Source organism: Cellulomonas sp. NS3 (assembly GCF_024757985.1).
In the GTDB taxonomy this organism is placed as follows: domain Bacteria; phylum Actinomycetota; class Actinomycetes; order Actinomycetales; family Cellulomonadaceae; genus Cellulomonas_A.
In genome coordinates, this window is sequence record NZ_CP103289.1 from 2,946,558 (window position 1) to 2,969,274 (window position 22,717).

21 protein-coding genes, 2 tRNA genes and 1 riboswitch are annotated in these 22,717 nt (G+C 74.6%); of the genes, 12 read left to right on the plus strand and 11 right to left on the minus strand.

Annotated features, from left to right (window positions below; genetic code table 11):
• Positions 1 to 9: 9 nt before the first annotated feature.
• The 6 genes from NXY84_RS13490 to NXY84_RS13515 all read right to left on the minus strand — a co-directional run bounded on the left by NXY84_RS13490 (position 10) and on the right by NXY84_RS13515 (position 3,114).
• A complete protein-coding gene (locus NXY84_RS13490; RefSeq protein ID WP_258723601.1) occupies positions 10 to 918 on the minus strand; it encodes an MOSC domain-containing protein in 909 nt (302 codons plus the stop codon).
• A 55-nt stretch (positions 919 to 973) separates the two neighbouring features.
• A complete protein-coding gene (locus NXY84_RS13495) occupies positions 974 to 1,345 on the minus strand; it encodes a DoxX family protein (RefSeq protein ID WP_258723602.1) in 372 nt (123 codons plus the stop codon).
• Between the two features lie 81 nt (positions 1,346 to 1,426).
• The gene (locus NXY84_RS13500) at positions 1,427 to 2,002 is read right to left on the minus strand and encodes a TetR/AcrR family transcriptional regulator (protein WP_258723603.1); all 576 of its coding nucleotides are present in this window, start codon (positions 2,000 to 2,002) and stop codon (positions 1,427 to 1,429) included.
• 91 nt (positions 2,003 to 2,093) lie between these two features.
• Positions 2,094 to 2,167 (minus strand) — tRNA-Val (locus NXY84_RS13505).
• 36 nt (positions 2,168 to 2,203) lie between these two features.
• Positions 2,204 to 2,695, minus strand: coding sequence for a peroxiredoxin (locus NXY84_RS13510; RefSeq protein ID WP_258723604.1), 492 nt, complete (start codon positions 2,693 to 2,695; stop codon positions 2,204 to 2,206).
• Entirely contained in the window at positions 2,692 to 3,114 is a 423-nt protein-coding gene (locus NXY84_RS13515; RefSeq protein WP_258723605.1) for a DUF3052 domain-containing protein, read from the minus strand. Before NXY84_RS13515 ends, NXY84_RS13510 begins: the two co-directional genes overlap by 4 nt.
• A gap of 305 nt (positions 3,115 to 3,419) precedes the next feature.
• Here NXY84_RS13515 and aceE point away from each other — a divergent pair, with 305 nt between their 5' ends.
• Positions 3,420 to 6,164, plus strand: a complete 2,745-nt coding sequence (aceE, locus tag NXY84_RS13520) for a pyruvate dehydrogenase (acetyl-transferring), homodimeric type (RefSeq protein WP_258723606.1) — start codon at positions 3,420 to 3,422, stop codon at positions 6,162 to 6,164.
• Between the two features lie 92 nt (positions 6,165 to 6,256).
• Here the strand turns inward: aceE and NXY84_RS13525 are convergent, their stop codons facing one another.
• On the minus strand, positions 6,257 to 6,943 hold the full coding sequence (locus NXY84_RS13525) for a hypothetical protein (protein WP_258723607.1): 687 nt from the start codon (positions 6,941 to 6,943) through the stop codon (positions 6,257 to 6,259).
• Positions 6,944 to 7,057: 114 nt separating this feature from the next.
• Between NXY84_RS13525 and NXY84_RS13530 the strand changes: the two genes are divergently transcribed.
• From NXY84_RS13530 to NXY84_RS13550, 5 genes are all read left to right on the plus strand, one after another.
• Complete coding sequence (locus tag NXY84_RS13530) at positions 7,058 to 8,323, plus strand: PucR family transcriptional regulator (RefSeq protein ID WP_258723608.1); 1,266 nt, start codon at positions 7,058 to 7,060, stop codon at positions 8,321 to 8,323.
• A gap of 88 nt (positions 8,324 to 8,411) precedes the next feature.
• Positions 8,412 to 9,428 (plus strand): ACP S-malonyltransferase, encoded by a 1,017-nt coding sequence (locus NXY84_RS13535; RefSeq protein WP_258723609.1) that lies wholly within the window; start codon positions 8,412 to 8,414, stop codon positions 9,426 to 9,428.
• On the plus strand, positions 9,425 to 10,423 hold the full coding sequence (locus tag NXY84_RS13540; protein WP_258723610.1) for a beta-ketoacyl-ACP synthase III: 999 nt from the start codon (positions 9,425 to 9,427) through the stop codon (positions 10,421 to 10,423). The genes NXY84_RS13535 and NXY84_RS13540 overlap by 4 nt, the downstream gene beginning before the upstream one ends.
• Positions 10,424 to 10,560: 137 nt before the next feature.
• A complete protein-coding gene (locus tag NXY84_RS13545) occupies positions 10,561 to 10,809 on the plus strand; it encodes an acyl carrier protein (RefSeq protein ID WP_258723611.1) in 249 nt (82 codons plus the stop codon).
• Positions 10,810 to 11,029: 220 nt separating this feature from the next.
• A complete protein-coding gene (locus NXY84_RS13550) occupies positions 11,030 to 12,277 on the plus strand; it encodes a beta-ketoacyl-[acyl-carrier-protein] synthase family protein (protein ID WP_258723612.1) in 1,248 nt (415 codons plus the stop codon).
• A gap of 105 nt (positions 12,278 to 12,382) precedes the next feature.
• Here NXY84_RS13550 and NXY84_RS13555 read toward each other — a convergent pair whose 3' ends face one another.
• The 3 genes from NXY84_RS13555 to NXY84_RS13565 all read right to left on the minus strand — a co-directional run bounded on the left by NXY84_RS13555 (position 12,383) and on the right by NXY84_RS13565 (position 14,081).
• Positions 12,383 to 12,883: a DUF3145 domain-containing protein gene (locus NXY84_RS13555; protein ID WP_034625127.1), complete on the minus strand. Its 501-nt coding sequence runs from the start codon at positions 12,881 to 12,883 to the stop codon at positions 12,383 to 12,385.
• A gap of 259 nt (positions 12,884 to 13,142) precedes the next feature.
• A complete protein-coding gene (gene def, locus NXY84_RS13560) occupies positions 13,143 to 13,628 on the minus strand; it encodes a peptide deformylase (protein WP_258723613.1) in 486 nt (161 codons plus the stop codon).
• A gap of 264 nt (positions 13,629 to 13,892) precedes the next feature.
• Positions 13,893 to 14,081, minus strand: coding sequence for a BldC family transcriptional regulator (locus tag NXY84_RS13565; RefSeq protein WP_258727211.1), 189 nt, complete (start codon positions 14,079 to 14,081; stop codon positions 13,893 to 13,895).
• Between the two features lie 58 nt (positions 14,082 to 14,139).
• Positions 14,140 to 14,214, minus strand: a riboswitch (cyclic di-GMP riboswitch).
• A 535-nt stretch (positions 14,215 to 14,749) separates the two neighbouring features.
• Between NXY84_RS13565 and NXY84_RS13570 the strand changes: the two genes are divergently transcribed.
• From NXY84_RS13570 to NXY84_RS13585, 4 genes are all read left to right on the plus strand, one after another.
• Positions 14,750 to 18,151 (plus strand): EAL domain-containing protein, encoded by a 3,402-nt coding sequence (locus NXY84_RS13570; RefSeq protein ID WP_258723614.1) that lies wholly within the window; start codon positions 14,750 to 14,752, stop codon positions 18,149 to 18,151.
• A gap of 84 nt (positions 18,152 to 18,235) precedes the next feature.
• The gene (locus NXY84_RS13575; RefSeq protein ID WP_258723615.1) at positions 18,236 to 18,640 is read left to right on the plus strand and encodes a DUF5655 domain-containing protein; all 405 of its coding nucleotides are present in this window, start codon (positions 18,236 to 18,238) and stop codon (positions 18,638 to 18,640) included.
• Positions 18,641 to 18,728: 88 nt separating this feature from the next.
• Complete coding sequence (locus tag NXY84_RS13580) at positions 18,729 to 19,250, plus strand: DUF2231 domain-containing protein (RefSeq protein WP_258723616.1); 522 nt, start codon at positions 18,729 to 18,731, stop codon at positions 19,248 to 19,250.
• A gap of 359 nt (positions 19,251 to 19,609) precedes the next feature.
• The gene (locus tag NXY84_RS13585; RefSeq protein WP_258723617.1) at positions 19,610 to 20,674 is read left to right on the plus strand and encodes a lytic polysaccharide monooxygenase; all 1,065 of its coding nucleotides are present in this window, start codon (positions 19,610 to 19,612) and stop codon (positions 20,672 to 20,674) included.
• Between the two features lie 93 nt (positions 20,675 to 20,767).
• Here NXY84_RS13585 and NXY84_RS13590 read toward each other — a convergent pair.
• Positions 20,768 to 20,841: transfer RNA gene (locus tag NXY84_RS13590), tRNA-Ile, on the minus strand.
• 266 nt (positions 20,842 to 21,107) lie between these two features.
• On the opposite strand from NXY84_RS13590, the gene NXY84_RS13595 reads away from it, so the two are divergent.
• Both NXY84_RS13595 and NXY84_RS13600 read left to right on the plus strand, forming a co-directional pair.
• Positions 21,108 to 22,004, plus strand: coding sequence for a carbohydrate kinase family protein (locus tag NXY84_RS13595; RefSeq protein WP_258723618.1), 897 nt, complete (start codon positions 21,108 to 21,110; stop codon positions 22,002 to 22,004).
• 150 nt (positions 22,005 to 22,154) lie between these two features.
• Positions 22,155 to 22,661 (plus strand): hypothetical protein, encoded by a 507-nt coding sequence (locus NXY84_RS13600; RefSeq protein WP_258723619.1) that lies wholly within the window; start codon positions 22,155 to 22,157, stop codon positions 22,659 to 22,661.
• Positions 22,662 to 22,717 lie beyond the last annotated feature (56 nt).

Here is a 22,717-nt window from a genome sequence, read left to right on the forward strand (position 1 = left end):
GACGGAACGCTACCCGCCGGGACGCCGCTCGCCGAGCACCGTGACGGCGTCCCCGACCGCGACCCGGCCCGTGGTCACGGGGACCATCCGCACGCCGAACCACACCTTGCCGTCCCAGCGCCGGTGCCTCGCGAGCGTGCGCAGCGGCTCCTGCCCGCGCACGAGGGTCGTCGGGTCGACCGTCGTCATGACGCACCGGTCGCAGTGCTCCGCGAACCGCAGCTCGACGTCGCCGACCCGGATGCCGGGCCACGCGTCCTCCGCGAACGGCTCGACGTCGCCGTCGACCACGAGGTTGGGCCGGAAGCGCTCCATCGCGAGCGGCGCGTGCGGGGCGGCGCTCCCGGCGGCGGCACCCCGGCCCTCGTCGACACCGGCCGTCGCGGGGGCGGGGCGCCCGGGGACGGTGCGCGCCGGTGCCGTGGCGACCCACGCGTCGAGCCGGCGCAGCGACGCCACGACCGTGACCAGCACGGGGCCGTCGTCCGCGAGGCTCAGGACGTCGCCCGGGCGGCCGCCGTGGGCCGGGTCGACCGGGCGCCGCGCCGGCTCGTCCTGCCACACGAGCCGCACGTCGAGCCCGAGCACAGCCCGCAACCACGCGTCGGCGTCGGGCCCCGCCGCCCGCACGCGGCGGACGCGGGACAGGCCCACGGCCACCGGACGCCCGTCGAGGGGCGGCGCGACGGGCAGGTCGTCGCGCCCCGGGTGGCTCAGCACGACCCCGCCCCCGGGGGACGTCCGCGCGCTCACCCCGAGCAGCCCGGGGTGCCGCCGTGCGGTGACCGCAGCACCCTCGGGGTCGACGAGCATCCACCGGCGGTCGCCGCGCAGGCCCGCGCGCTCGACCTCGGCCGCCGCGACGGGCTGGCCGCGCAACGACTTCACGGGGTGGACGGTCAGGGCCGCGACGTGCACCGCGCGACGCTAGCAGGCGGCGCGCCGCACCCGTCGCCCACCCGTCGCGCGGTCCTCACGCGGCCGGAACGCCCGCGAAGGCGATCACCCCGGCGGCGACGCAGAGCGCCAGCATCCCGAGGGCGTTGACGAACAGGTTCCGGCCGAGGTCGCGCGCCCGCACGTGCATGCCGACGGCGACGACGAAGTACGCGACGAGCGCCCCGCACGTGAGGGCGCCGAGGTACGGGACGACGAGACCGAGCACCAGCCCGCCCACCGCGGCCAGCTTGAGCGGCGGCAGGACCCACCACCAGCGCCGCGGGAAGCCGACGTCGTCGAGGCACCGGGCCACGAAGGGCACCGGCCGCACGCACGCGGCCGCGTCGACGAGCTGCACCAGCGCGAGCACGAGCACCGGCCAGACGGGGTCGGGCGTGGGCGACATGGTGGCGCTCCTCTGCGGTCGTCGCCATACCGTACCGTATGGTACGGCGGCGCGACCAGAGCAGCCGGGAGCCGACCGCCGTCACGCCTCCGGCGCGGCGTCCCCCTCGGGGACGAGCGGCAGCAGCTGTTCCAGCACCGCCCGCAGCTCCGCCGCACCGACCGGCGGCACCACCACGGCCGCGCCCACGAGAGCGAGGTACGGCAGCAGCGCCGCGCGGCGCGCCTCCTCGGCCGACCCCGTGTGCGGCCGCCACACCCGCTCCAGGGCCGCCAGGCGGGCGCCGTCGATCCGCGCCTGGACGGCGCGGGCGTCGTCGTCGGTCGTCGCCCACGCGCGCAGCGCGACGTCGAGCTCCGGCCGGTACAGCCCGGCGGCCGCGGGCTCGACCAGCGCGGTGAGCCGCGCGAGCACCGACCGGACGTCCCGGGCGTCGGCGGTCTGCGCCACCGCCCGGTCGACCGCCGCCACCGCGAGCCGCTCGACGTGCGCGAGGAGCGCACGGCGGTACCCGTCGGCGCCGTCGAAGTGGTGGTGGAAGGAGCCCTTGGACAGGCCGAGCCGTGCGGCGATCCGGTCGATCCGCAGCCCTGCGGACCCCTCGGCGGCCAGCACGCGCACACCCTCGTCGAGCCACCGGTCGCGCGCGTCTCCCACCGGGCGACCGTACCCCGCGCCACGTGGCCGCCGGCGACGACGGCCCGCACGCGGCGCACGCGGGTCGCCCGCAGCCGTCCGGACGAAGGGGTGGGCCCGGCCGGTTTCGAACCGGCGACCTCCGCGGTGTAAGCGCGGCGCTCTGACCAGCTGAGCTACAGGCCCCTTGCGACGGGGGCACAGCCTACCCGCCGCGGACCCTCAGAAGGGGGCGCCGGGGAGGGCCGCGAGCGCCGTCCGGTACTCCGCGAGGTCCCGCACGACGCCGCGCGGGTTGCGCACGCACCAGCGGACCACGCCGTCGGCGTCGACGAGGAAGCTCCCCCGCAGCGCGAGCCCGTGCGCCTCGTCGAACACCCCGTACGCGCGGGCGACCTCGCCGTGCGGCCAGAAGTCGGAGAGCAGCGCGAACGGGTACCCCTCCTGCTCGGCCCACGCGCGCAGGGAGAACGTCGCGTCGCACGAGACCACGAGCAGCCGGGCGCCGGCGGCCTCGAGCTCGGTCAGGTTGTCGCGGAGCTCGCACAGCTCCTGCGTGCAGCGCCCGGAGAAGGCGAACGGCACGAAGACGACGAGCACGGGCGCGCCGCGCAGCGCACCGAGGCGCACCGGGGTCCCGTGGGTGTCGTCGAGGGTGAAGTCCGGCGCCGGGTCACCGACGCCGACGGGCGCGTCGGGCCCGGACGGGCTCACTTGCCGCGGCCGCGCGTCCCGAGCCGCGTCGCGGACCAGTCGGAGGCGATCGCGAAGGTGCTCGTCGCGTGGAGCCCCGCGGTGGTCGCGGCCTCCTCGATGTCGCCGTGGTCGACGTGACCGGAGCGGCCGGGCTTGGGCGTGAACACCCAGATCGAGCCACCGTCGTCCAGCACGGTCTGCGCGTCGACGAGCGAGTCCGTGAGGTCGCCGTCCACCTCGCGCCACCAGATCACGACGGCGTCCGTGACGTCGTCGTAGTCCTCGTCGACGAGCTCGGTGCCGGTGGCAGCCTCGATCGCTGCGCGCAGGTCGTCGTCGACGTCGTCGTCGTACCCGAACTCCTGGATCACCTGACCGGAGGTGAAGCCCAGACGAACCGCTGCCTGCGTGGCCGCGTCGCCCGCGGTGCTTGCCACGTGCTGACCGTTCCCTTCCGTCGAGGCCGCCCAGAGGTGGCGACCTTTCGATTCCGCAAACCGTAGCCCACCGCACCGGGTGACGCCGTGGCAAGGGCCCTGGCAGAACCGGCGTGGCGCGGGTGTCGTGAGCGTCACGTCCGCCCGAGCGCCCCCGGTGTGACTTTCCGGCCCCGGGAGCAGGACAATGGGTGAACTACCCCGCGCCCGACGGCGCGCACTGCCGCGCACGAACGTCGGGAACGGGCCCAGGTGCGCGCAGGGGCCGACCAGGCGCCGCCGCGAACGAGAGGCGAGGAGCGCTGGTGGCTTCGACCGACGAGAGAGGGCCGCTCATCAACGGCCTGCTGAGCCAGGTACCCGACTTCGACCCGGAGGAGACCGGTGAGTGGGTCGAGTCGCTCGACGGCCTGATCGACGACCGCGGCGGGCCGCGGGCACGCTACGTGCTGCTGAGCCTGCTCAAGCGGGCGCGTGAGCGCAACGTCGCGGTGCCGACGTCCCTGAACACGCCGTACGTCAACACGATCGGCGTGCACGAGGAGCCGTACTTCCCCGGCGACGAGGTCATGGAGCGGCGCTACCGCTCGTGGATCCGCTGGAACGCGGCCGTCATGGTCACGCGCGCCCAGCGTCCCGGCATCGCGGTCGGCGGGCACATCTCGTCGTACGCGTCCGTCGCGACGCTCTACGAGGTGGGGCTGAACCACTTCTTCCGGGGCAAGGACCACGAGGGCGGCGGCGACCAGGTCTACTTCCAGGGCCACGCCTCCCCCGGCGTGTACGCCCGCGGGTTCCTCGAGGGCCGCCTGTCCGAGCACCAGCTCGACGGGTTCCGCCAGGAGCTCTCGCACCCGGGCGGCGGCCTGCCGTCCTACCCGCACCCGCGGCTCGCGCCGACGCTGTGGGAGTTCCCCACGGTGTCGATGGGCCTCGGCCCGGCGTCGGCGATCTACCAGGCGTGGACCAACCGCTACCTGCACTTGCGCGGCATCAAGGACACGAGCCAGCAGGACGTGTGGGCGTTCCTCGGCGACGGCGAGATGGACGAGCCCGAGAGCCGCGGCATGCTGCAGCTCGCGGCGCAGCAGGGCCTCGACAACCTGACGTTCGTCGTCAACTGCAACCTGCAGCGCCTCGACGGCCCGGTCCGCGGCAACGGCAAGATCATCCAGGAGCTCGAGGCGCAGTTCCGCGGCGCCGGCTGGAACGTCATCAAGGTCATCTGGGGCCGCGAGTGGGACGTCCTGCTCAACGCCGACAAAGACCGCGCGCTCGTCAACCTCATGAACGAGACGCGGGACGGCGACTACCAGACGTACAAGGCCAACGACGGCGCGTTCGTCCGCGAGCACTTCTTCGGTCGGGACCCCCGCACCAAGCAGCTCGTCGAGAAGATGACGGACGACGAGATCTGGGCCCTCAAGCGCGGCGGGCACGACTACCGCAAGCTCTACGCGGCGTACGCCGCGGCGCGCTCGCACACCGGGCAGCCGACCGTGATCCTCGCGCACACCATCAAGGGCTACGGCCTGGGCTCGGGCTTCGCGGGACGCAACGCGACGCACCAGATGAAGAAGCTCAAGGGCGACGACCTCAAGGCGCTGCGCGACTCGCTGCACATCCCGATCACGGACGAGCAGATCGACGCGGACCCGTACCTGCCGCCGTACTTCCACCCCGGCGCGGACGACCCGGCGATCCAGTACATGCTCGACCGGCGTCGCCAGCTCGGCGGGTTCGTGCCCGAGCGCCGCGAGAAGCACGTCCCGGTGCAGGTCCCGGGCGACAAGGTCTACGAGGGGCTCGCCAAGGGCTCGGGGACGCAGGAGGTCGCCACGACCATGGCGCTCGTGCGCCTGTTCAAGGACCTCGTCCGCGACAAGGAGTTCGGCCACCGGATCGTCCCGATCATCCCGGACGAGGCCCGCACGTTCGGCCTCGACGCGATCTTCCCGAGCGCCAAGATCTTCAACACGCAGGGCCAGCACTACCTCGCGGTCGACCGCGACCTCATGCTCTCCTACAAGGAGTCCGAGGCCGGCCAGATCATGCACACCGGCATCAACGAGGCGGGCTCCGCGGCGGCGTTCCAGGCGGTCGGCACGTCGTACGCGACGCACGGCGAGCCGCTCGTGCCGTTCTACTTCTACTACTCGATGTTCGGGTTCCAGCGCACGGGCGACCAGTTCTGGGCGGCCGGCGACCAGATGACCCGCGGCTTCCTCATCGGGGCGACCGCTGGCCGCACGACCCTGACCGGCGAGGGCCTGCAGCACGCCGACGGGCACTCGCCCGTCATCGCGGCGACCATGCCGCACGTCGTGCACTACGACCCGGCGTACGGGTACGAGATCCGGCACATCGTGCGCGACGGCATCGACCGCATGTACGGCCCCGACTCGGGCCGTGACCGGGACGTCATGTACTACCTCACGGTGTACAACGAGCCGATGCTCCAGCCGGCCGAGCCCGAGGGCGTCGACGTCGAGGGCATCCTGCGCGGCATCCACCGCGTCGCCGACGCCGAGGGCGACGGGCCGCGCGCCCAGATCCTCGCGTCCGGTGTCGCGGTGCCGTGGGCGCTCGAGGCGCGCGAGCTGCTCGCGAACGACTGGGGCGTGCGCGCCGCGGTGTGGTCGGTCACGAGCTGGAACGAGCTGCGGCGCGACGGCCTGCGGGCTGACGAGCGGGCGTTCCTGCACCCGGGCGAGGAGCAGCACGAGGCGTACGTGACCACGAAGCTGCGCGGGTCCGAGGGTCCGTTCGTCGCGGTCAGCGACTTCGACCACCTCGTGCCCGACCAGATTCGGCAGTGGGTCCCGGGCACGTACGCGACGCTCGGTGCCGACGGCTTCGGCTTCTCGGACACCCGGCCGGCGACGCGGCGGCACTTCAAGATCGACGGCCCCTCGGTCGTCGTCCGGGTGCTGCAGCAGCTCGCCCGCGAGGGTCACGTGGCGCACGACGCCCCGGCCCAGGCGATCGAGCGGTACCGGCTGCACGACGTCACCGCCGGGACCTCGGGCAACGCGGGCGGGGAGTCCTGACGCGCGTGCCGTGAGGCGGGACTGACACGAGGAGGGGCCCGGCGGTGATCCGCCGGGCCCCTCCTCGTTCGTGCGTCGCCGCGTGCGGCGCGTCAGGCGCCGGGGGCGTGCTGCTCGGCCTGCGCGATGGCCCGGCCCAGCTCGGCGCGCAGGTCCCCGACCGCACGCGCGTCGGGGTACAGGTCGAGCGACGCGAGGTGCTGCTTCGCCTCGAACGGGCGGTCGGCCTCGAGCGCGGCGAGCACGAGCTGTCGTGCGATCTCGGGGTCGTGCTCGCGCGGGCGCCAGTGGCCGACGCCGAGGGACAGCGCGTCGACGGGGAGCCCCGCGTCGCGCAGGACGCCGAGCCCGGCGGCGAGCGCCTGGCCGCTCGGGTCGCGCTCCGCGGCGGTCGTGAGCCGGCGCAGCGTCCCCTCGTGGTCGTCGCGCACGGACAGCCGGGCGACCTCGATCAGCGGGTACCAGGCGCGCGGGTTCCCCGCGAGCTCCTCGCCGAGCGACCACACCGCGAGGTCGGCGGCGCGCTGGCGCTCGCTCTCGTCCGTCGGGGCGCTCAGCGGGTCGCCGTCGTGGGAGGTCTCGGCGGCGCGCCGGCGGACGATCTCCGCGAGCGCGCTGAACGCCCGCTCGTTGTTCGGGTCGTCGCTCAGCATCGAGCGCAGCGCGTCCTCGTGCAGGGTGTCCCCGCGGCGCGTGGCCGTGGTCGGGCGTCGTGCGCCCACTCTCGATGCCGACGTCGGTCGTCGCATGAGCTGGCGGAGCCGGGGCAGAAGGGCCATGAGGCGACAATATCCGCTGGCACGCCCGCGCACCCGGGCGGAGGGCCGGATCCGCGGTACTGACGGCCTCGGTCTTTGTCGACTTCCCACAACGGCGAACCGTATGCTCGCCGGATGGCCCCGCCCCGCACCCGCACCTCGGCGCGCGCGCCCGGGACGTCGACCCGCACCGCACCCGCGGTCACGCTGCCGGCCTCGCCCCCGGGCACCGACGCACCGTGCCCGACCGGGACGGAGACGCTGCGCCGCGTGCGGGACGGCAACGGGCTCCTCGCGGCGGCCGCGATGCGCCGGCTCGACGAGGACCTCGACTGGTACCGCACGCTGCCCGCCGAGGACCGCTCGTGGGTCGGGCTCGTCGCGCAGGCCGGCATCACCGCGTTCGTCACGTGGTTCGGCGACCGGTCGACACCCCCGCACGGCGTGGGCGAGATCTTCGCGGCGGCTCCCCCGGAGCTGACCCGGTCGATCTCCCTGCAGCACACGCTGCAGCTCGTCCGGGTGGTCGTCGACGTGGTCGAGACCCACAGCGACGAGCTCGCGGCTCCCGGCGGCGAGCGCGACCTGCGCGAGGCCGTCCTGCGCTACTCGCGTGAGGTCGCCTTCTCGGCCGCGGAGGTCTACGCCCGGGCCGCCGAGGTGCGCGGCGCGTGGGACGCGCGCCTCGAGGCGCTCGTCGTGGACGCCCTGGTCCGCGGCGAGGTCGACGACGCGCTGCGCTCGCGGCTCGCGGCCCTCGGCTGGAGCGGCCGCGGGTCGACGCTCGTCATGGTCGGGACGACGTCCTCGGTGCTCGACGACGTGCGCGCCGCCGACCTGCGGCGCACGACCCGCCGCGCCGCGGACGACGCCCTGGTGGGGATCCAGGGCGACCGGCTCGTCGTCATCCTCGGCGGCGAGCGGGATCTTCGTGCCGCCGCCGCCTCGCTGCTCCCCCGCTTCGGGCCCGGCCCGGTCGTGATCGGGCCCGTCGTGCGGGACCTCGCCGACGCGGCCCGCTCGGCGCGTGCGGCGCTCGCCGGTCTCGTCGCGGCACCCGCCTGGGAGCAGGCGCCGCGCCCCGTGCCCGCCGACGACCTGCTGCCCGAGCGCGTGCTCACCGGTGACGTGACCGCGCGCCGCACGCTCGTGACGCAGGCGTACGAGCCGCTCGTCGCCGCGACGGGCTCGCTGCTCGAGACCCTCTCGGCGTACCTCGGCGCGGGTCGCTCGCTCGAGGCCGCGGCGCGCGTGCTGTACGTGCACCCCAACACCGTCCGCTACCGCCTGCGTCGCGTCGCCGACGTCACCGGCTGGGACCCGCTCGACCCCCGTGAGGCGTACGTCCTGCAGACCGCGCTCGCGCTGGGCCGTCTGGGTGAGTCGACCGCCGGCTCCTGAGCCTTTGTAGGAACAGCACAACGTCGTTCGGCGAGGTTGGTGCGCGTCGTGTGCCGTGCCCGCGGGACAAGCAGGGCACAGTGGACAGGTGCTCGCCATCGTCTGCCCTGGCCAGGGCTCCCAGTCCCCCGGAATGCTCGGCCCGTGGCTCGAGCTCGACGGGGCAGCCGCGCGCCTCGACGGGTTCTCGCGCGCCGCCGGGCTCGACCTCGCCGCGCACGGCACGACCTCGGACGCCGACACGATCCGGGACACCGCCGTCGCCCAGCCGCTCATCGTCTCGACGTCGCTGCTGGCGCTGCACGCGGTGCTCGACGGCCTCGGCGGGCACACGGCCCCCGAGATCGCCGACGTCACCGCCGGCCACTCCGTGGGCGAGTTCGCCGCGGCCGCGGTCGCGGGCGTGCTGGACGACGCCGACGCGGTCGGTCTCGTGGCGCAGCGCGCGACCGCCATGGCCCGCGCCGCCGCCGCGACGCCGACCGGCATGAGCGCGGTCGTCGGCGGCGACCCCGAGGAGGTCCTCGCCGCGATCGCCGCCGCCGGCCTCACGCCCGCCAACGTCAACGGGGGCGGCCAGGTCGTCGCCGCCGGGGACCTCGACTCCCTCGCGGCGCTCGCGGCGAACCCGCCGGCGAAGGCGCGCGTCGTCCCGCTCCAGGTCGCCGGCGCGTTCCACACCGAGTTCATGCGTCCCGCGCTCGACGCGTTCGCCCCCGCCGCCGCGGCCCAGGCGGCGCACGACCCACGCACCGTGCTGCTGTCCAACGCCGACGGCCGCGCCTACGGCGACCTGCCCGGTGCGTCCGGCCCGCACGGCTCGGGCACGGACGTGCTCGGACGGCTCGCGCAGCAGATCGTCGCCCCGGTGCGCTGGGACCTGTGCCAGGAGACGTTCGTCGCGCTCGGCGTCACGGGCCTGCTCGAGCTGGCTCCCGGTGGTGTGCTGACGGGGCTCGCGCGACGTACGCTGCCCGGGGTCGAGACGGTCGCGGTGAAGTCCCCGGCCGACCTCGACGCCGCGCGGGACCTCGTGCTGCGCCACACCTCCTCGCCCGCGAGCAGCGCGGCCGAGTCCCCGAGCACCCAGGAGAACGCCTCGTGACCCGTCCGACCCTCACGCAGGCGACCGGCCCCGCGCACACGCGGATCCTCGGGCTGGGCGCCGCGCGCGGCTCGAAGGTCGTGCCGAACGACGACATCGTCGGCCCCATCGAGTCCTCGGACGAGTGGATCCGCCAGCGGACCGGGATCGTGACGCGCCGGCGTGCCGAGGCCGGGACGGACGTGCTCGACCTCGCCGAGGAGGCGGCCCGCGAGGCGATCGCGAACGCGGGGCTGACGGGCGCGGACATCGACGCCGTCATCCTCTCGACCGTCACCTACTTCCACCAGACGCCCGCGGCCGCCGCGATCGTGGCGGACCGCGTCGGCGCGACGCCGGCCGCCGCGTACGACATCTCGGCCGCCTGCGCCGGGTACTGCTACGGCGTGGGGCAGGCCGACGCGCTCGTGCGGTCGGGCGCGGCGCGCAACGTGCTCGTGATCGGCGCGGAGAAGATGAGCGACTTCATCGACCCGGCCGACCGCAGCATCTCCTTCCTGCTCGGCGACGGCGCGGGCGCCGTGGTGATCGGCCCGTCCGACACCCCCGGCATCGGCCCGACGGTCTGGGGCTCGGACGGCGGGCAGGCCCAGCTCATCCGCCAGACGCACTCGTGGCAGGAGGCCGGAGAGCAGGGCTGGCCGACGCTGCGCCAGGAGGGTGCGAGCGTCTTCAAGTGGGCCGTCTGGCAGATGGCGCCCATCGCGCAGAAGGCCGTGGCCGCCGCGGGTCTCACGATCGACGACCTCGACGCGTTCATCCCCCACCAGGCGAACATGCGGATCATCGACCAGATGATCAAGCAGCTCAAGCTCCCCGAGACGGTCGCGGTCGGCCGTGACATCGCCGACATGGGCAACACGTCGGCCGCCTCGATCCCGCTCGCGACCGAGCGCCTGCTCCGCGAGGGTCAGGCAAAGAGCGGCGACATCGCGCTCCAGATCGGTTTCGGCGCGGGTCTCGTGTACGCCGCGCAGGTCGTCGTCCTGCCCTGACCGCGGCGCGGGTGCCGCCGCCGCGCGGCTCCCGACACGCGACCGGCCCGACCGCGCGTCCGCCGCCCGGCGGTACCGTGCACAGTTCAGCAGCACCTCCCAGCACGTCCCAGCAGCACCCAACCAAGGAGACACCGATGGCGCACAGCGAGCAGGAGATCCTGGCCGGACTGGCCGAGATCGTCAGCGAGGAGACGGGCCTTCCCACCGACTCCGTCCTGCCCGAGAAGTCCTTCACCGACGACCTCGACATCGACTCGCTGTCGATGATGACGATCGTCACCCTCGCCGAGGAGAAGTTCGACGTGCGCATCCCCGACGACGAGGTCAAGAACCTCGTCACGGTCGGCGACGCGGTCTCGTTCATCTCGGGCGCCCAGTCCTGAGCACGCCGCTCGGCCGGCTCCCCGCCGGCTGAGCACCGCTCGGCCCGCACCACCGGCCGAGCACAGCCCGACCGGACGCCGCTCAGGTGAGCGCACCCGGTACGCGCTCCCCCGAGGACGCAGCACGACGCATCCGGCCGCCCGGCCCGCCCACGGCGCACCACACGCCCGGGCCGGGCGCCCGGACGCCCTCCCGCCACCGCCCCGAACTGGAGCACCCATGAGCCCCGTCACCGACGTCGTCGTCACCGGCCTCGGCGCCACCACGCCTCTCGGTGGTGACGTCCCGAGCACCTGGCAGGCCGCCCTCGCGGGCGAGTCCGGCGCACGCCCGCTCCCCAACGACTGGGCGGAGCGGTACGAGATCGCCGTGAGCTTCGCGGCGCAGCTCAAGGTCGGGCCCGACGAGGTCCTGTCGCGCCCCGAGATCAAGCGCATGGACCCGTCCGCCCAGTACGCGATCATCGCGTCGCGTGAGGCGTGGGCCGACGCGGGCAGCCCGGAGGTCGACCCCGAGCGCCTGGGCGCCGTCGTGTCGTCGGGCATCGGCGGGATCTGGACGACGCTCGACGCGTGGGACACGCTGCGCGAGAAGGGCGGGCGCCGCGTCCTGCCCATGACCGTCCCCATGCTCATGCCCAACTCCCCGGCCGCCTACGTCGAGCTCGAGCTCGGCGCCCGTGCCGGTGCGCACGCGCTGGTCTCGGCGTGCGCGTCGGGCGCCGAGGCGATCGGGTACGCGGTCGAGATGATCCGCTCGGGCCGCGCCGACGTCGTCGTCGCCGGCGGCACCGAGGCGGCGATCCACCCCATGCCGCTCGCGGCGTTCGCGGCGTCGCGCACGCTGTCGACGCGCAACGACGACCCCGCCGCCGCGTCCCGGCCGTACGACACCGGGCGGGACGGGTTCGTGCTCGGTGAGGGCGCCGGCATCGTGGTGCTCGAGAGCGCCGAGCACGCGGCCGCCCGCGGCGCACGCGTCTACGCGAAGGTCGCCGGGGTCGGCCTGTCCGCCGACGGCTACCACCTGACGTCCCCCGAGCCGTCGGGGCGCGGTCAGATCTCCGCGATGCGCTCGGCGCTCACGGACGCGGGCATCGACCCCACCGACGTGCGGCACGTCAACGCGCACGCCACGTCGACGGTCGTCGGCGACCTCATCGAGGCGCGGGGCGTCCGCGACGTGCTCGGCGCGGCCGCGGACCAGGTCGCGTTGTCGGCCACGAAGTCGATGACGGGTCACCTGCTCGGCGGAGCGGGCGCGCTCGAGACCATCTTCACGGTGCTCGCGCTGCACGAGCGCACGGCTCCCCCGACGATCAACGTCGCGGACCCGGACCCCGAGCTCGTGCTCGACCTGGTCCGCGACACTCCGCGCGCCCTCCCGGCCGACGGTCAGCTCGCCGCGATCAACAACTCGTTCGGGTTCGGCGGCCACAACGTCGCCCTCGTGGTCACGACGGCCTGACGCCCCGCACGACGACGCCCGGCCACCGCGACCCGTGAGGGTGCGGTGGCCGGGCGTGGTCGTGCGCCGCGTGGCCGGCGTCGCGGCTCAACCGCCGACGGCCGTTCAGCCCACCCGGTGCAGCCAACGGACGGGCGCCCCGGCACCGGCGTAGCGGAACGGCTCGAGCTCGTCGTCCCACGCCTGCCCGAGCGCGAGGTCGAGCTCGGCGCGCAGGCGTGCCGGATCGGCGGCGTGCACGAGGGCGGCACGGATGCGGTCCTCGGGCACGACGACGTTGCCGTGCACGTCGGTCTGGGCGTGGAAGATGCCGAGCTCGGGCGTGTGGCTCCAGCGCGAGCCGTCGGTGCCGTGGCTGGACTCCTCGGTCACCTCGTAGCGCAGGTGGGTCCACCCGCGCAGCGCCGAGGCCAGGCGCGCGCCCGTCCCCTGGGCACCCTGCCAGGACAGCTCTGCCCGGTACATCCCCGGCGCCGCGGGCTGCGGCGTCCAGTCCAGGGACACGCGTGTGCCCAGCACGTTGCCTGCCGCCCACTCCATGTGGGGGCAGAGCGCACGTGGCGCTGAGTGCACGAAAAGTACACCGCGGGTGATCGCACCTGCCATGTCGCCCTCCTGACGGCTCGAGGTTCGTCTTCCCCAACGACCTCGTCCCGCAGACAGGAGTGCACCACGGCCTCGCGGCGTGCTGGTGACAGCATGCATGATCCGGCTGGTCGGACGCCAGCGAATCCGGCTTCGCCACCCGGACGTGCACCGGTCCGGCGTGCGGACCGTCCAGGTTCGCCCCGATACGTCGGGATCAGGACCCGGACGGGCGACGGACGGCGCCGGACCGGAACGGGTGTCCGGGGCGGCGTCCGCGTCAGAGCTGGTCGCGGATCGCGCGCATCGCCTTCTTGCGGACCGACCGCTCGAGCCGGTCGAGGTACAGGTAGCCGTCGAGGTGGTCCACCTCGTGCTGGAGGCACCGCGCCATGAGCTCGGTGCCCTCGACGACGACCTCGCGGCCGTCGAGGTCCTCGCCGACGACCCGGGCGTACCAGGCGCGCTTCGTCGGGTACCAGAGGCCGGGCACCGAGAGGCAGCCCTCGTCCCCGTCCTGGTAGTCCTCGGACAGCTCGACGATGCGCGGGTTGAGCACGTAGCCGATCTCGTCGTCGATGTTCCACGAGAAGGCGCGGAGCCCGACGCCGATCTGGTTGGCGGCGAGGCCGGCCCGACCCTCGTGGTCGACGGTCTCGAGCAGGTCCGTCACGAGGGAGCGCACCCGGTCGTCGACGGTCGTGATCGGGTCGCAGGGGGTGCGCAGGACCGGGTCGCCGACCGTGCGGATCTCTCTCATCGCCATGCCCACGATTGTTTCATGCGGGGCTGTCCTGCTCGGGCACTCCGGCGGTCGGGGGTGTGAACCGCGCGGGCCGGACGCGCCTCCGAGCCGCCGCCCTCGCGCCCGCGCGGCTCCGCCGCCCACCGCACCCCTGCGGCGCACCAAGGACGGGACTGCATTCGAGTGACCCAGGTCACGTGAATTGGACGCGTGCACGACGAAAGGCCCGGGAACATTTCCCCGGGCCTTTCGGCGAGAAGCTGCGCGTGACGCGCGGGTGGTCGCTCAGGCGTCGGAACGCTGCTGCGGGACGCCCGTGAGGAGCTGGCGGACCTCGTTCTCGTGGAAGCGGCGGTGCCCACCGAGCGTCCGGACGGCCGAGAGCTTGCCGGCCTGCGCCCAGCGCGTGACGGTCTTCGGGTCGACGCGGAACATCGCTGCGACCTCACCCGGGGTGAGCAGAGCGCCCGGCATCGAGGCGGACTCGGAACGGTTGGGGGTGGTGATGGCCATGATGACAACTCTCCTGTCGTTCGGTAGCTCGGCTGACCCCTGAGGCCCCGTGGCTTTGCGTCCCCACCTTGCGGCGGGTTTGCCGTTTCTCGCTGACGTCCTCAACTATGCATGAACCCGGACAACTTCGCAACAACCCCCCGAGGGTGAAACGAACCGCCCAGGGGGCCGATCGGGTGAATCGATGCGCTTCGACGCTGCACATAACACGCTTCACCGGGGCGCGCATCCTGACCGCCGCCGGACCTGCGGATGGGCCGGAGCAGACGCCCCCATGACGATCTCTCGCCCTCCCGCCGGATTGGTCCTACCCTTGACCCAACGCCCAGGCGCGAGCGGGGCGGGTCGCCAGGTGACCACGGCGGGTGACGGGCGCCTCATCTTGTGCGGGTGAGGCGCCCGAACGCCGTCCTCCTCCGTCGCCGAACGTGACCGAGACGCGTGTCACCCCGTGCCCCAGGGCCCTCACCGTCGCGGCGGACCGTGGAGTCCGCACCCGGGTGCCGCGGCGGCGTCGGCACCCGTGCCCCGCACGGGCCCTGACCTGCGGCTCTCCCCTCAAGAAGCCGCCGCTCGTGCCGATGCTCCCTCCGGAGAGCCCCCACGTGGCTCGCAGCCGGAGGAGTCACGTGCCGCACACCTGGACCGTCCTCGCGCTCGCGCGCCACATCGGCGGGTTCTACCACGGTGAGCTGCTCGCCGGGCTGGTGCAGGAGGTGACCGCGCAGGGCGGTCGCGTCGTCGTGGCCCAGACCGCACCCGAGAAGCCCGAGCTCGACGAGACCGTCGTCGGCGAGACCGCGCTCTCGGTCGCGTGGGACGAGGCCGACGCGGTCGTCACGATCGCCCTCAGCGCGAGCGCGGCCTTCCTCGAGCGGATGCTCGAGCTCGGCAAGCCCGTCGTGCTCACGAGCCAGCGGGTCGACGGCGTCGAGGCGCCCGTCGCGCTGCCGGACAACCACGGCGGCATCCACGCGGCCGTGGAGCACCTGCGCGCGCACGGGCACACCCGCATCGGGTTCGTCGGGGACCTGCGGCAGTACGACTACCAGGAGCGCCACCTCGCGTACCGGGACGCGCTCGCCGCGCACGGGCTCACCCCGCGCGACGAGCTGCTGGTCGTGGCGCGGGACTGGTCGGAGGCCGCGGGCGAGGAGGCCGCCCGCGCGCTGCTCGACCGTCCCGATCGGCCCGACGCGGTGGTCACCGCGTCCGGGCACAACGCGATCGGTCTCATCCGCGGGCTCGCCGCCGCGGGGGTGCGCGTGCCCGAGGACGTCGCGGTCCTCGCGTTCGACAACGTCGAGCAGGGCGCGTACGCGACCCCGAGCCTGTCGAGCGTGCACCAGCGGTTCGACGAGGTCGGGGCGCTGGCCGGGTCGCTCGTCATGCGCGCCCTGCGAGGCGAGCACGTGCCCGCGGGCAGCCACGTCGCCGAGGCCACGGTCGTCGTCCCGCGCGGCTCGTGCGGGTGCCGCAACGACGTGCTCACCGCCCGGTCGGCCCCTGGGTCCCGCGCCGCCGGCGTACCCGTGCAGCCCGACGACCTCCACCGCACCCTGTCGACCCTGCTCGCCGGGCAGCACCCCGGGACCGTCACCCCCGACGCGACGGTGGGCCTCGCCCGCGAGCTCGAGCGCCTCCTGCAGCGCGGCGACGACCTGACCGGGGCGGACCTCGACGGGCTGCTCGCGCTCATGCGCGACGTCGCACCCGGGGACGACGCGCTGCACCGGGTCACCTCGGTGCTCACCGAGCACGTGCAGCGGTTGATGAGCACGGGGAGCTCCACGGGCGCGAGCCCGCACGCCGCCGCCCTGAGCCGGGTCGCCGCGGCGCTCTGGCAGCTGCAGAACCACGGCTCGGTGCAGCAGGCGCACGTCCTCGCCCACCACGTGCTCGAGGGCTCCGACGTCGCGGCGGCGCTGCTGCGCGCCGACGCGGACGCGGCGCGCGGGCTCGGCTGGCTCGCGCAGACCCACTCGCGCGCGGGGCTGCTCGCGCTGTGGGACGACGCCGCGCCCGGTTCGCCGCTGCGGCTCGCGGGGGTCCACGACCCCGACGGTCTCCTCGACCACCGCGTCGGCGACGAGCTCGACTGGCGCCGGTTCCCGCCGTCCGACCTCGTCGGGGCCGCCGACGGCGCCCAGGGCGAGGTGTGCCTCGTCGTGCCGATCCGGACCCCGGCGCGGCGCTGGGGGCTCCTCGCCGTCCTCGGCGTCGTGAACTCCCGGTCGAGCCACGAGGCGTACCACCACTGGGCCACGCTTCTCGCCTCCGTGCTCGAGGGCGAGGAGCTCGCGCTCAGCGCGCGCGCGAGCGAGGCCCGGTACGCGCACGCCGCGCGCGCCGCGAACGACGGCCTCTGGGAGCTCGACGTCGCCACGCGCGCCATGCACGTCTCGCCGCGGGGCCGCCAGCTCCTCGGCCTCGACGCCGACGCGCCCGCGCGCCTGGAGCGCTGGACCGAGGTGACGCACCCCGAGGACCAGGAGCGCGTGCGCGCCTCCTTCGCGCAGGCGCTCGACACCCCCGAGGTCCCCGTCGAGGTCGAGTACCGCCTGCGCAGGCCCGACGGGACGTACCGGTGGCTGCTCAGCCGCGGCCTCGGCGTCGCCGCCGGGCCCTCCGGACGTGCGGCCCGGCTCGTCGGCTCGCTGAGCGACATCCACCCGCGCAAGGAGCTCGAGGAGCAGCTGCGCGCGGCCGCTCTCTACGACCACCTGACCGGCCTGCCGAACCGGCGGCTCTTCCTCGAGCGCCTGACGGCGGCCGTCGAGCAGCACCGCCGCGAGCCCGGGTCGCGGTTCGCCGTCCTGTTCTTCGACCTCGACGGGTTCAAGCTGGTCAACGACTCGCTCGGCCACCTCATGGGCGACCAGCTGCTGCTCGCCGTCGCGGAGCGCCTGCGCACCCAGGTCCGCGGCGTCGACACGGCCGCGCGGTTCGGCGGCGACGAGTTCGCCGTCCTGCTCGCGGAGCCCGAGCCCGACGAGCTGCTCGCGATCGCGCAGCGCATCCAGGAGCGGATCTCCGCGCCCGTCGAGCTGGCCGGTCACGAGGTCGAGGTCACGGCGAGCGTCGGGGTCGCCACGTCGTCCGGGGAGTACACCGACCCCGAGGACGTGCTGCGCGACGCGGACATCGCGATGTACGACGCCAAGGGCAGCGAGCGCGGCTCCGCGTCGGTGTTCGACCCGACGATGCACGTGCGTGCGACGGTGCGGCTGCGGGCCCGCGGCGAGCTGCGCACCGCCCTCGCCCGCAGCGAGTTCGTGGTGCACTACCAGCCGATCGTGCCGCTCGACGGGTCGGGGCTCGAGCACTTCGAGGCGCTCGTGCGCTGGGAGCATCCTGAGCGCGGGCTGCTGCTCCCCGGGGACTTCCTCGCCGCGATGGAGGACAACGCCACGATCGTGACGCTCGGCAGCTGGGTCGTCGACGAGGTGTGCCGTCAGATCGCCGCCTGGTCCCAGGACTACCCCGGGGCGGTCGCCGTCGCGGTCAACCTCTCGCACCGCGAGTTCTGGGCGCCCGCGCTGCTCCGGACGGTGACCGACTCGCTCGCCCGTCACCGGGTCCCCGCCCGCAGCCTGATCCTCGAGATCACGGAGTCCGTGATCATGGCCGACCCGGCCGTCGCGCGGACGGTGATGACGGACCTGCGGGCGCTCGGCGTGCGGCTGCACATCGACGACTTCGGGACCGGGCAGTCCTCGCTCAACGCCCTGCGGACGTTCCCGGTCGACGCGCTCAAGATCGACGGCGCGTTCATCCGTGAGCTCGAGGTCGTCGAGCAGACGACCGAGCTCGTGCGGATCATCGTCGAGATGGGCCGGGTGCTCGGCATCGAGGTCGTCGCGGAGTGCGTCGAGACGCCGTCGCAGGCGGACCGGCTGCGGTCGATGGGGTGCGCGAACGCGCAGGGCTGGCTCTACGCGCGGGCGCTGCCCGGCGCCGAGGCGGGCGCGCTGCTCGGGCACTCGCTCGCGTCGGACGCGGTGGACGCGTCCGGGCCCGGGAGCCGCTGACCCCGTCGCACGGTGGCTCGCCCTCGCGTCGGACGCGTGCCGCGACGGCGCACGCGTGTCGGTCCACCGGCCTACCGTGGCGGGATGACGGAGTCCCGGGAGTGGACGGTCGAGGACCACCTGGCGGGTGCGCCCGCGGAGCACGTGGCGCTGTACCGCCGCGTCGAGGAGCTCCTGCTGGGGCTGGGCGACGTGCACCAGAGCGTGTCGAGGACCACCATCACGTTCGTCGGGACGCGCCGCGGTTTCGCCGGTGCACGCCCCACCAGCCGGGGTGTGCGCGGCTACCTGGACCTCACGCGGGCGCTTCCGGAGGACCGGCGCCTCACGAACGTCTCGCCGTACACCGCGCGGCTCTTCGTGCACCAGTACCTGCTCCGGGACGAGGGCGACCTCGACGACACGTTCGTCGGCTGGTTGCGCGAGGCGCACGCCGTCGGGCAGGGCGCGCACCTCGCACGCCGCCCGCCGGGTGGCCGGACGCCCTGACCTGCTCCGACGCAGCCGCTCCCCCTGCGGGCCGCGTCGCCCCAAGCGATACTCGGCGTGGACACCCCGGGACCCGAAGGAGACGCTCGTGACGACCAGCTCGCCCGCCCGCGCCAAGCACCCGCGCAACGCCGTCGCCGGACCGTACGGCCACCCGTTCCACCCCATCCTCATCACCGTGCCGATCGGCGCCTGGGTCGCGAGCCTGGTGTTCGACCTCCTCTCGCGGATCACGACCGACGGCTCGGCGTTCGTGACCGGCGCGACGTGGCTGATCGGCATCGGGATCGTCGGTGCGCTGCTCGCCGCCGTCTTCGGGTTCCTCGACCTCATGACCATCCCGCAGCGCACCAAGGCGCACCGCACCGCGCTGACCCACATGACGCTCAACCTGGTCGTCGTCGTGCTCTACGCCGTGAACCTCGGGCTGCGCCAGGGCGAGGAGGGCGACGCCATCAGCACGGTCCCGCTCGTGCTGTCGCTGATCGCGCTCGCGGTGCTCGGCGCGTCGGGCTGGCTCGGCGGCAAGCTCTCCTACCGGTACGGCGTGCGCGTCGCCGACGAGGGCACGCAGGCGGAGGGCTTCCAGGCGCAGGCGACGAAGGGCTGACGCCTCCGGAACGGTGGTGCGTCGACCGTTCCGGCCCTGCGGCTCGCTCCTCGCGCGGGCCCGGTCGACGGGCCGCGGTCGACCAGGGCTCTGCGCGCGCGCTCGCCGGAGCTCATGATCGACGCGCGCGCAGGCCCGAGCCGGCGCGCCGCTGCCCGGACCGTGCTCGGTCGCATAAACGCTTCGGGCGCTTCCGCTGCCCCGGGGCGCGTGTGACCGTCGACAGCGAACCGGCCCACGAGCCCGGGAAGCGCCTGTCGCGAGGGTCACGTCCGCACATCGTCGTGCGACGACCCGCGCGGGGTGCGACACCCTCGTCATCCCGGCTCGGGTCAGCTCGTCGAGCACCTGGAGGATGCATGTCCGTTCGCCCCCGTCTGCGCAGGCTCGCCCTCGCACTCCCCCTCGCCCTGGTCGCACCGTTCGTCGCGGTCGCGGTCATGGCCCCGCCCGCCGCGGCCCACGGCTCCGTGACCGACCCGCCCACGCGCAACTACGGCTGTCTCGAGCGCTGGGGCGACAACCACCTCGACCCGACGATGCAGCAGAAGGACCCGATGTGCTGGGGCGCGTGGCAGCACGACCCCAACGCGATGTGGAACTGGAACGGTCTCTACCGTGAGGGCGTCGGCGGCCGGCACGAGTCGACGATCCCCAGCGGCCAGCTCTGCAGCGGCGGGCGCACCTTCTCGCCGCGGTACGACTACATGGACACGCCGGGCAACTGGGTCGCCAAGGGCGTCCCGCAGAACTTCACGCTGACGCTCACCGACGGCGCGCAGCACGGCGCCGACTACCTGCGCATCTACGTGTCCAAGGCGGGCTTCGACCCGACGACGGAGCGCCTCGGCTGGGACGACCTCGACCTCGTCACGCAGACCGGCCGGTACGCGCCGGCCGGCAAGTACCAGGCGGACGTCAACCTCGCCGGCCACAGCGGCCGCGCGGTGCTGTTCACCATCTGGCAGGCGAGCCACCTCGACCAGCCGTACTACCTGTGCAGCGACATCAACATCGGCGGCGGCACCACGACGCCGACGCCCACGCCCACGGCGACCCCGACGCCCACCCCGACCGTGACGCCGAACCCGACGCCCACGCCGACGGTGACGCCGGACCCGACCCCGTCGCCCACGCAGCAGCCCACGGGCGCCTGCACGGCCACGGTCTCCGTCGCCAGCAGCTGGGGCAACGGCTACCAGGGCACGATCACGATCAAGGCCGGCTCGGCGGCGATCACCGGCTGGAAGGCCACCGTGAACGGCGCGACGATCACGCAGGCCTGGAACGGCAAGCTCTCCGGCAGCACGGTCACCAGCGAGGCCTACAACGGCAGGCTCGCTGCGGGCGCCACGACCACGGCCGGATTCCTCGGCAGCGGCCCGGCCCCGAGCAACGCGACCGCGACCTGCACGGCGTCCTGACGGCCGAGGACGCGCTCGCACGACGTCGGGCCCGCCGGCCCTGACGGCACGGCCACGGCCCCGTCCCTCAGCTGAGGGGCGGGGCCGTCGGCGTGGGCCAGGTGGGGCTTGAACCCACGACCGACGGATTATGAGTCCGCTGCTCTGACCGGCTGAGCTACTGGCCCGCGAGCGCCAGGCTACCGGGCGGTCGCCCGGCCGGACCGCGCCTCGCTGAGCCGCCGGGCGGATGCCGGTCAGGGGGTTGCCGACCACGAGACTCGGCACGCCCACCGTGTCGCCGTGCACCGGGGGCCACCGGCGACGTGGTCGACCGCGCAGCGGCTCGACGCGTGGCCGAGGTCTCCGACGCGCGGACGCCGGCGGCACGTCACCGGAGGTCCAGCGATCGTCCTGAGCCCCCGGTGCGGCCGGTCGTCGGTACCGTGCGCGCATGCCCCGTGTCCTCGTGAACGGCCCCGCGAGCTGGAACACGCTCGTCCGCGTCGCCACCCTGCCCGACGCCCGACCCCAGACGCTCTTCGCCTCCGGGCACCGCGACGGGCTGGGCGGGACGTCCGCCGGGAAGGCGCTGACGCTCGTGCGGCTCGGCGTCGACGTGACGCTCCGCACCGCGCTCGGCGACGACGACGCCGCAGCGCGCATCCGTGCCGAGCTCGCACAGCCAGGCATGGAACTGCTCGCCGACCCGCTGCCCGGCCCGAGCGAGCGGCACCTCAACCTCATGGCCGACGACGGCGGGCGGCTCTCCGTGTACCTCGACCTGCCGCCCGAGCCCGGACCGGCCCCGGCCACCGTGCACGCCGCGCTCGCCGGCGCCGACGCCGTCGTCCTCGATCTCGCCGGGCACAGCCGTGAGCTGCTCCCTCTCGTCCGGGCCGCCGGCGTCCCGCTCTGGTGCGACGTGCACGACGACGACGGGCGAGCGCCGTTCCAGCGCGAGTTCGCCGAGGCCGCCGACGTCCTGGTCGTCAGCGCCGACCGGCTCGACGACGCCGAGGGCTACCTCGCGCGCCACGTGGCCGGCGGCGCGCGGTGGGCCGTCTGCACGCGCGGGCGCGACGGCGCCGTCGCCCTCGGCCGTGCGGAGGGCTGGTGGACGGTGTCGGCGGTCCCCGTGGACGCGGGCGACTCGAACGGTGCCGGCGACGGCTTCACCGCGGGCCTGCTCGCGGCGTCGCTGCGGGGCCTGCCCCTGTCCGAGGCCCTGCGCCACGCCTCGGCCGCCGGCGCGCTGACGGTCGCGAGCGCCGAGCTCTCCGCGCCGGACATCTCGTGGGACGCGGTCGCCGGGCTCGCGGGCACCGCGGTCGCGACGCCGCGCGGCTGAGCCGCCCGGCCGATCCGCGCCCCTCCCCCGGCGCCGCCCCGGTGGTCACGACGCCGCGCTCGCAGCACGCACCGCCGGCACGCCCGACCCGGTCCACGAGCGGGTGACGCGCGTCGGCCCCGCCCGCCCGAGCGCCACTACGGTGGGGACGTGCCCCTGTTCTCGCGTCGACCGTCCCTGCCGGCACCGATCCGCGCCCAGCTCACGCTCCCGCCGGGCGACCGCGTGCTGGTGGCGACGGAGCTCGTCGGCGGCGGGTGGGCGGCGGCGACGCGGCGCGCGCTGTACGTCGTCGACCCCACGCTCGAGCGCCGGCCGTGGGCGGACGTCGACCGGGCGACGCTCGACGCGGAGACCTCGACGCTCACGGTCCGCTGGGTCACCGGGACGTCCCAGGCGCTCGCGCTCACGGGTGCCGGCGCGCCGCCGTTCGCCCAGGTGCTCCGCGAGCGCGTGCAGTCCTCGGTCGTGCACAGCGAGACGGTCCCCGTGAAGGGCGCCGGCGAGATCCGGGTCGCGCTGCGCCGCGACGAGGACGGCGAGCTCGTGTCCCAGGTCATCGGCGACGGGACGACCGACCTCTCCGACCCGGCGGTCGCCGCCCTCGTCGACGCCGCGGAGCGGCGTGTCCGGGCCGCCGCCGGACTCGCCGGGTGAGGTCCTCGAGGTGCGCCGGAGCACTCCCCGAGGGCTGCTAGAGTTTTCCCCGCGCG

Bases quoted from the DNA above. Each gene is read 5' to 3' on its own strand.
- NXY84_RS13555 (WP_034625127.1), bottom strand. From the start codon at position 12,883: ATGGCAGGTGCGATCACCCGCGGTGTACTTTTCGTGCACTCAGCGCCA.
- NXY84_RS13565 (WP_258727211.1), bottom strand. From the start codon at position 14,081: ATGCCGGGCGCTCTGCTCACCCCGGGTGAGGTCGCAGCGATGTTCCGC.
- NXY84_RS13550 (WP_258723612.1), top strand. From the start codon at position 11,030: ATGAGCCCCGTCACCGACGTCGTCGTCACCGGCCTCGGCGCCACCACG.
- NXY84_RS13495 (WP_258723602.1), bottom strand. From the start codon at position 1,345: ATGTCGCCCACGCCCGACCCCGTCTGGCCGGTGCTCGTGCTCGCGCTG.
- NXY84_RS13585 (WP_258723617.1), top strand. From the start codon at position 19,610: ATGTCCGTTCGCCCCCGTCTGCGCAGGCTCGCCCTCGCACTCCCCCTC.
- NXY84_RS13595 (WP_258723618.1), top strand. From the start codon at position 21,108: ATGCCCCGTGTCCTCGTGAACGGCCCCGCGAGCTGGAACACGCTCGTC.
- NXY84_RS13525 (WP_258723607.1), bottom strand. From the start codon at position 6,943: ATGGCCCTTCTGCCCCGGCTCCGCCAGCTCATGCGACGACCGACGTCG.
- def (WP_258723613.1), bottom strand. From the start codon at position 13,628: ATGGCGATGAGAGAGATCCGCACGGTCGGCGACCCGGTCCTGCGCACC.
- NXY84_RS13545 (WP_258723611.1), top strand. From the start codon at position 10,561: ATGGCGCACAGCGAGCAGGAGATCCTGGCCGGACTGGCCGAGATCGTC.
- NXY84_RS13575 (WP_258723615.1), top strand. From the start codon at position 18,236: ATGACGGAGTCCCGGGAGTGGACGGTCGAGGACCACCTGGCGGGTGCG.
- NXY84_RS13530 (WP_258723608.1), top strand. From the start codon at position 7,058: ATGGCCCCGCCCCGCACCCGCACCTCGGCGCGCGCGCCCGGGACGTCG.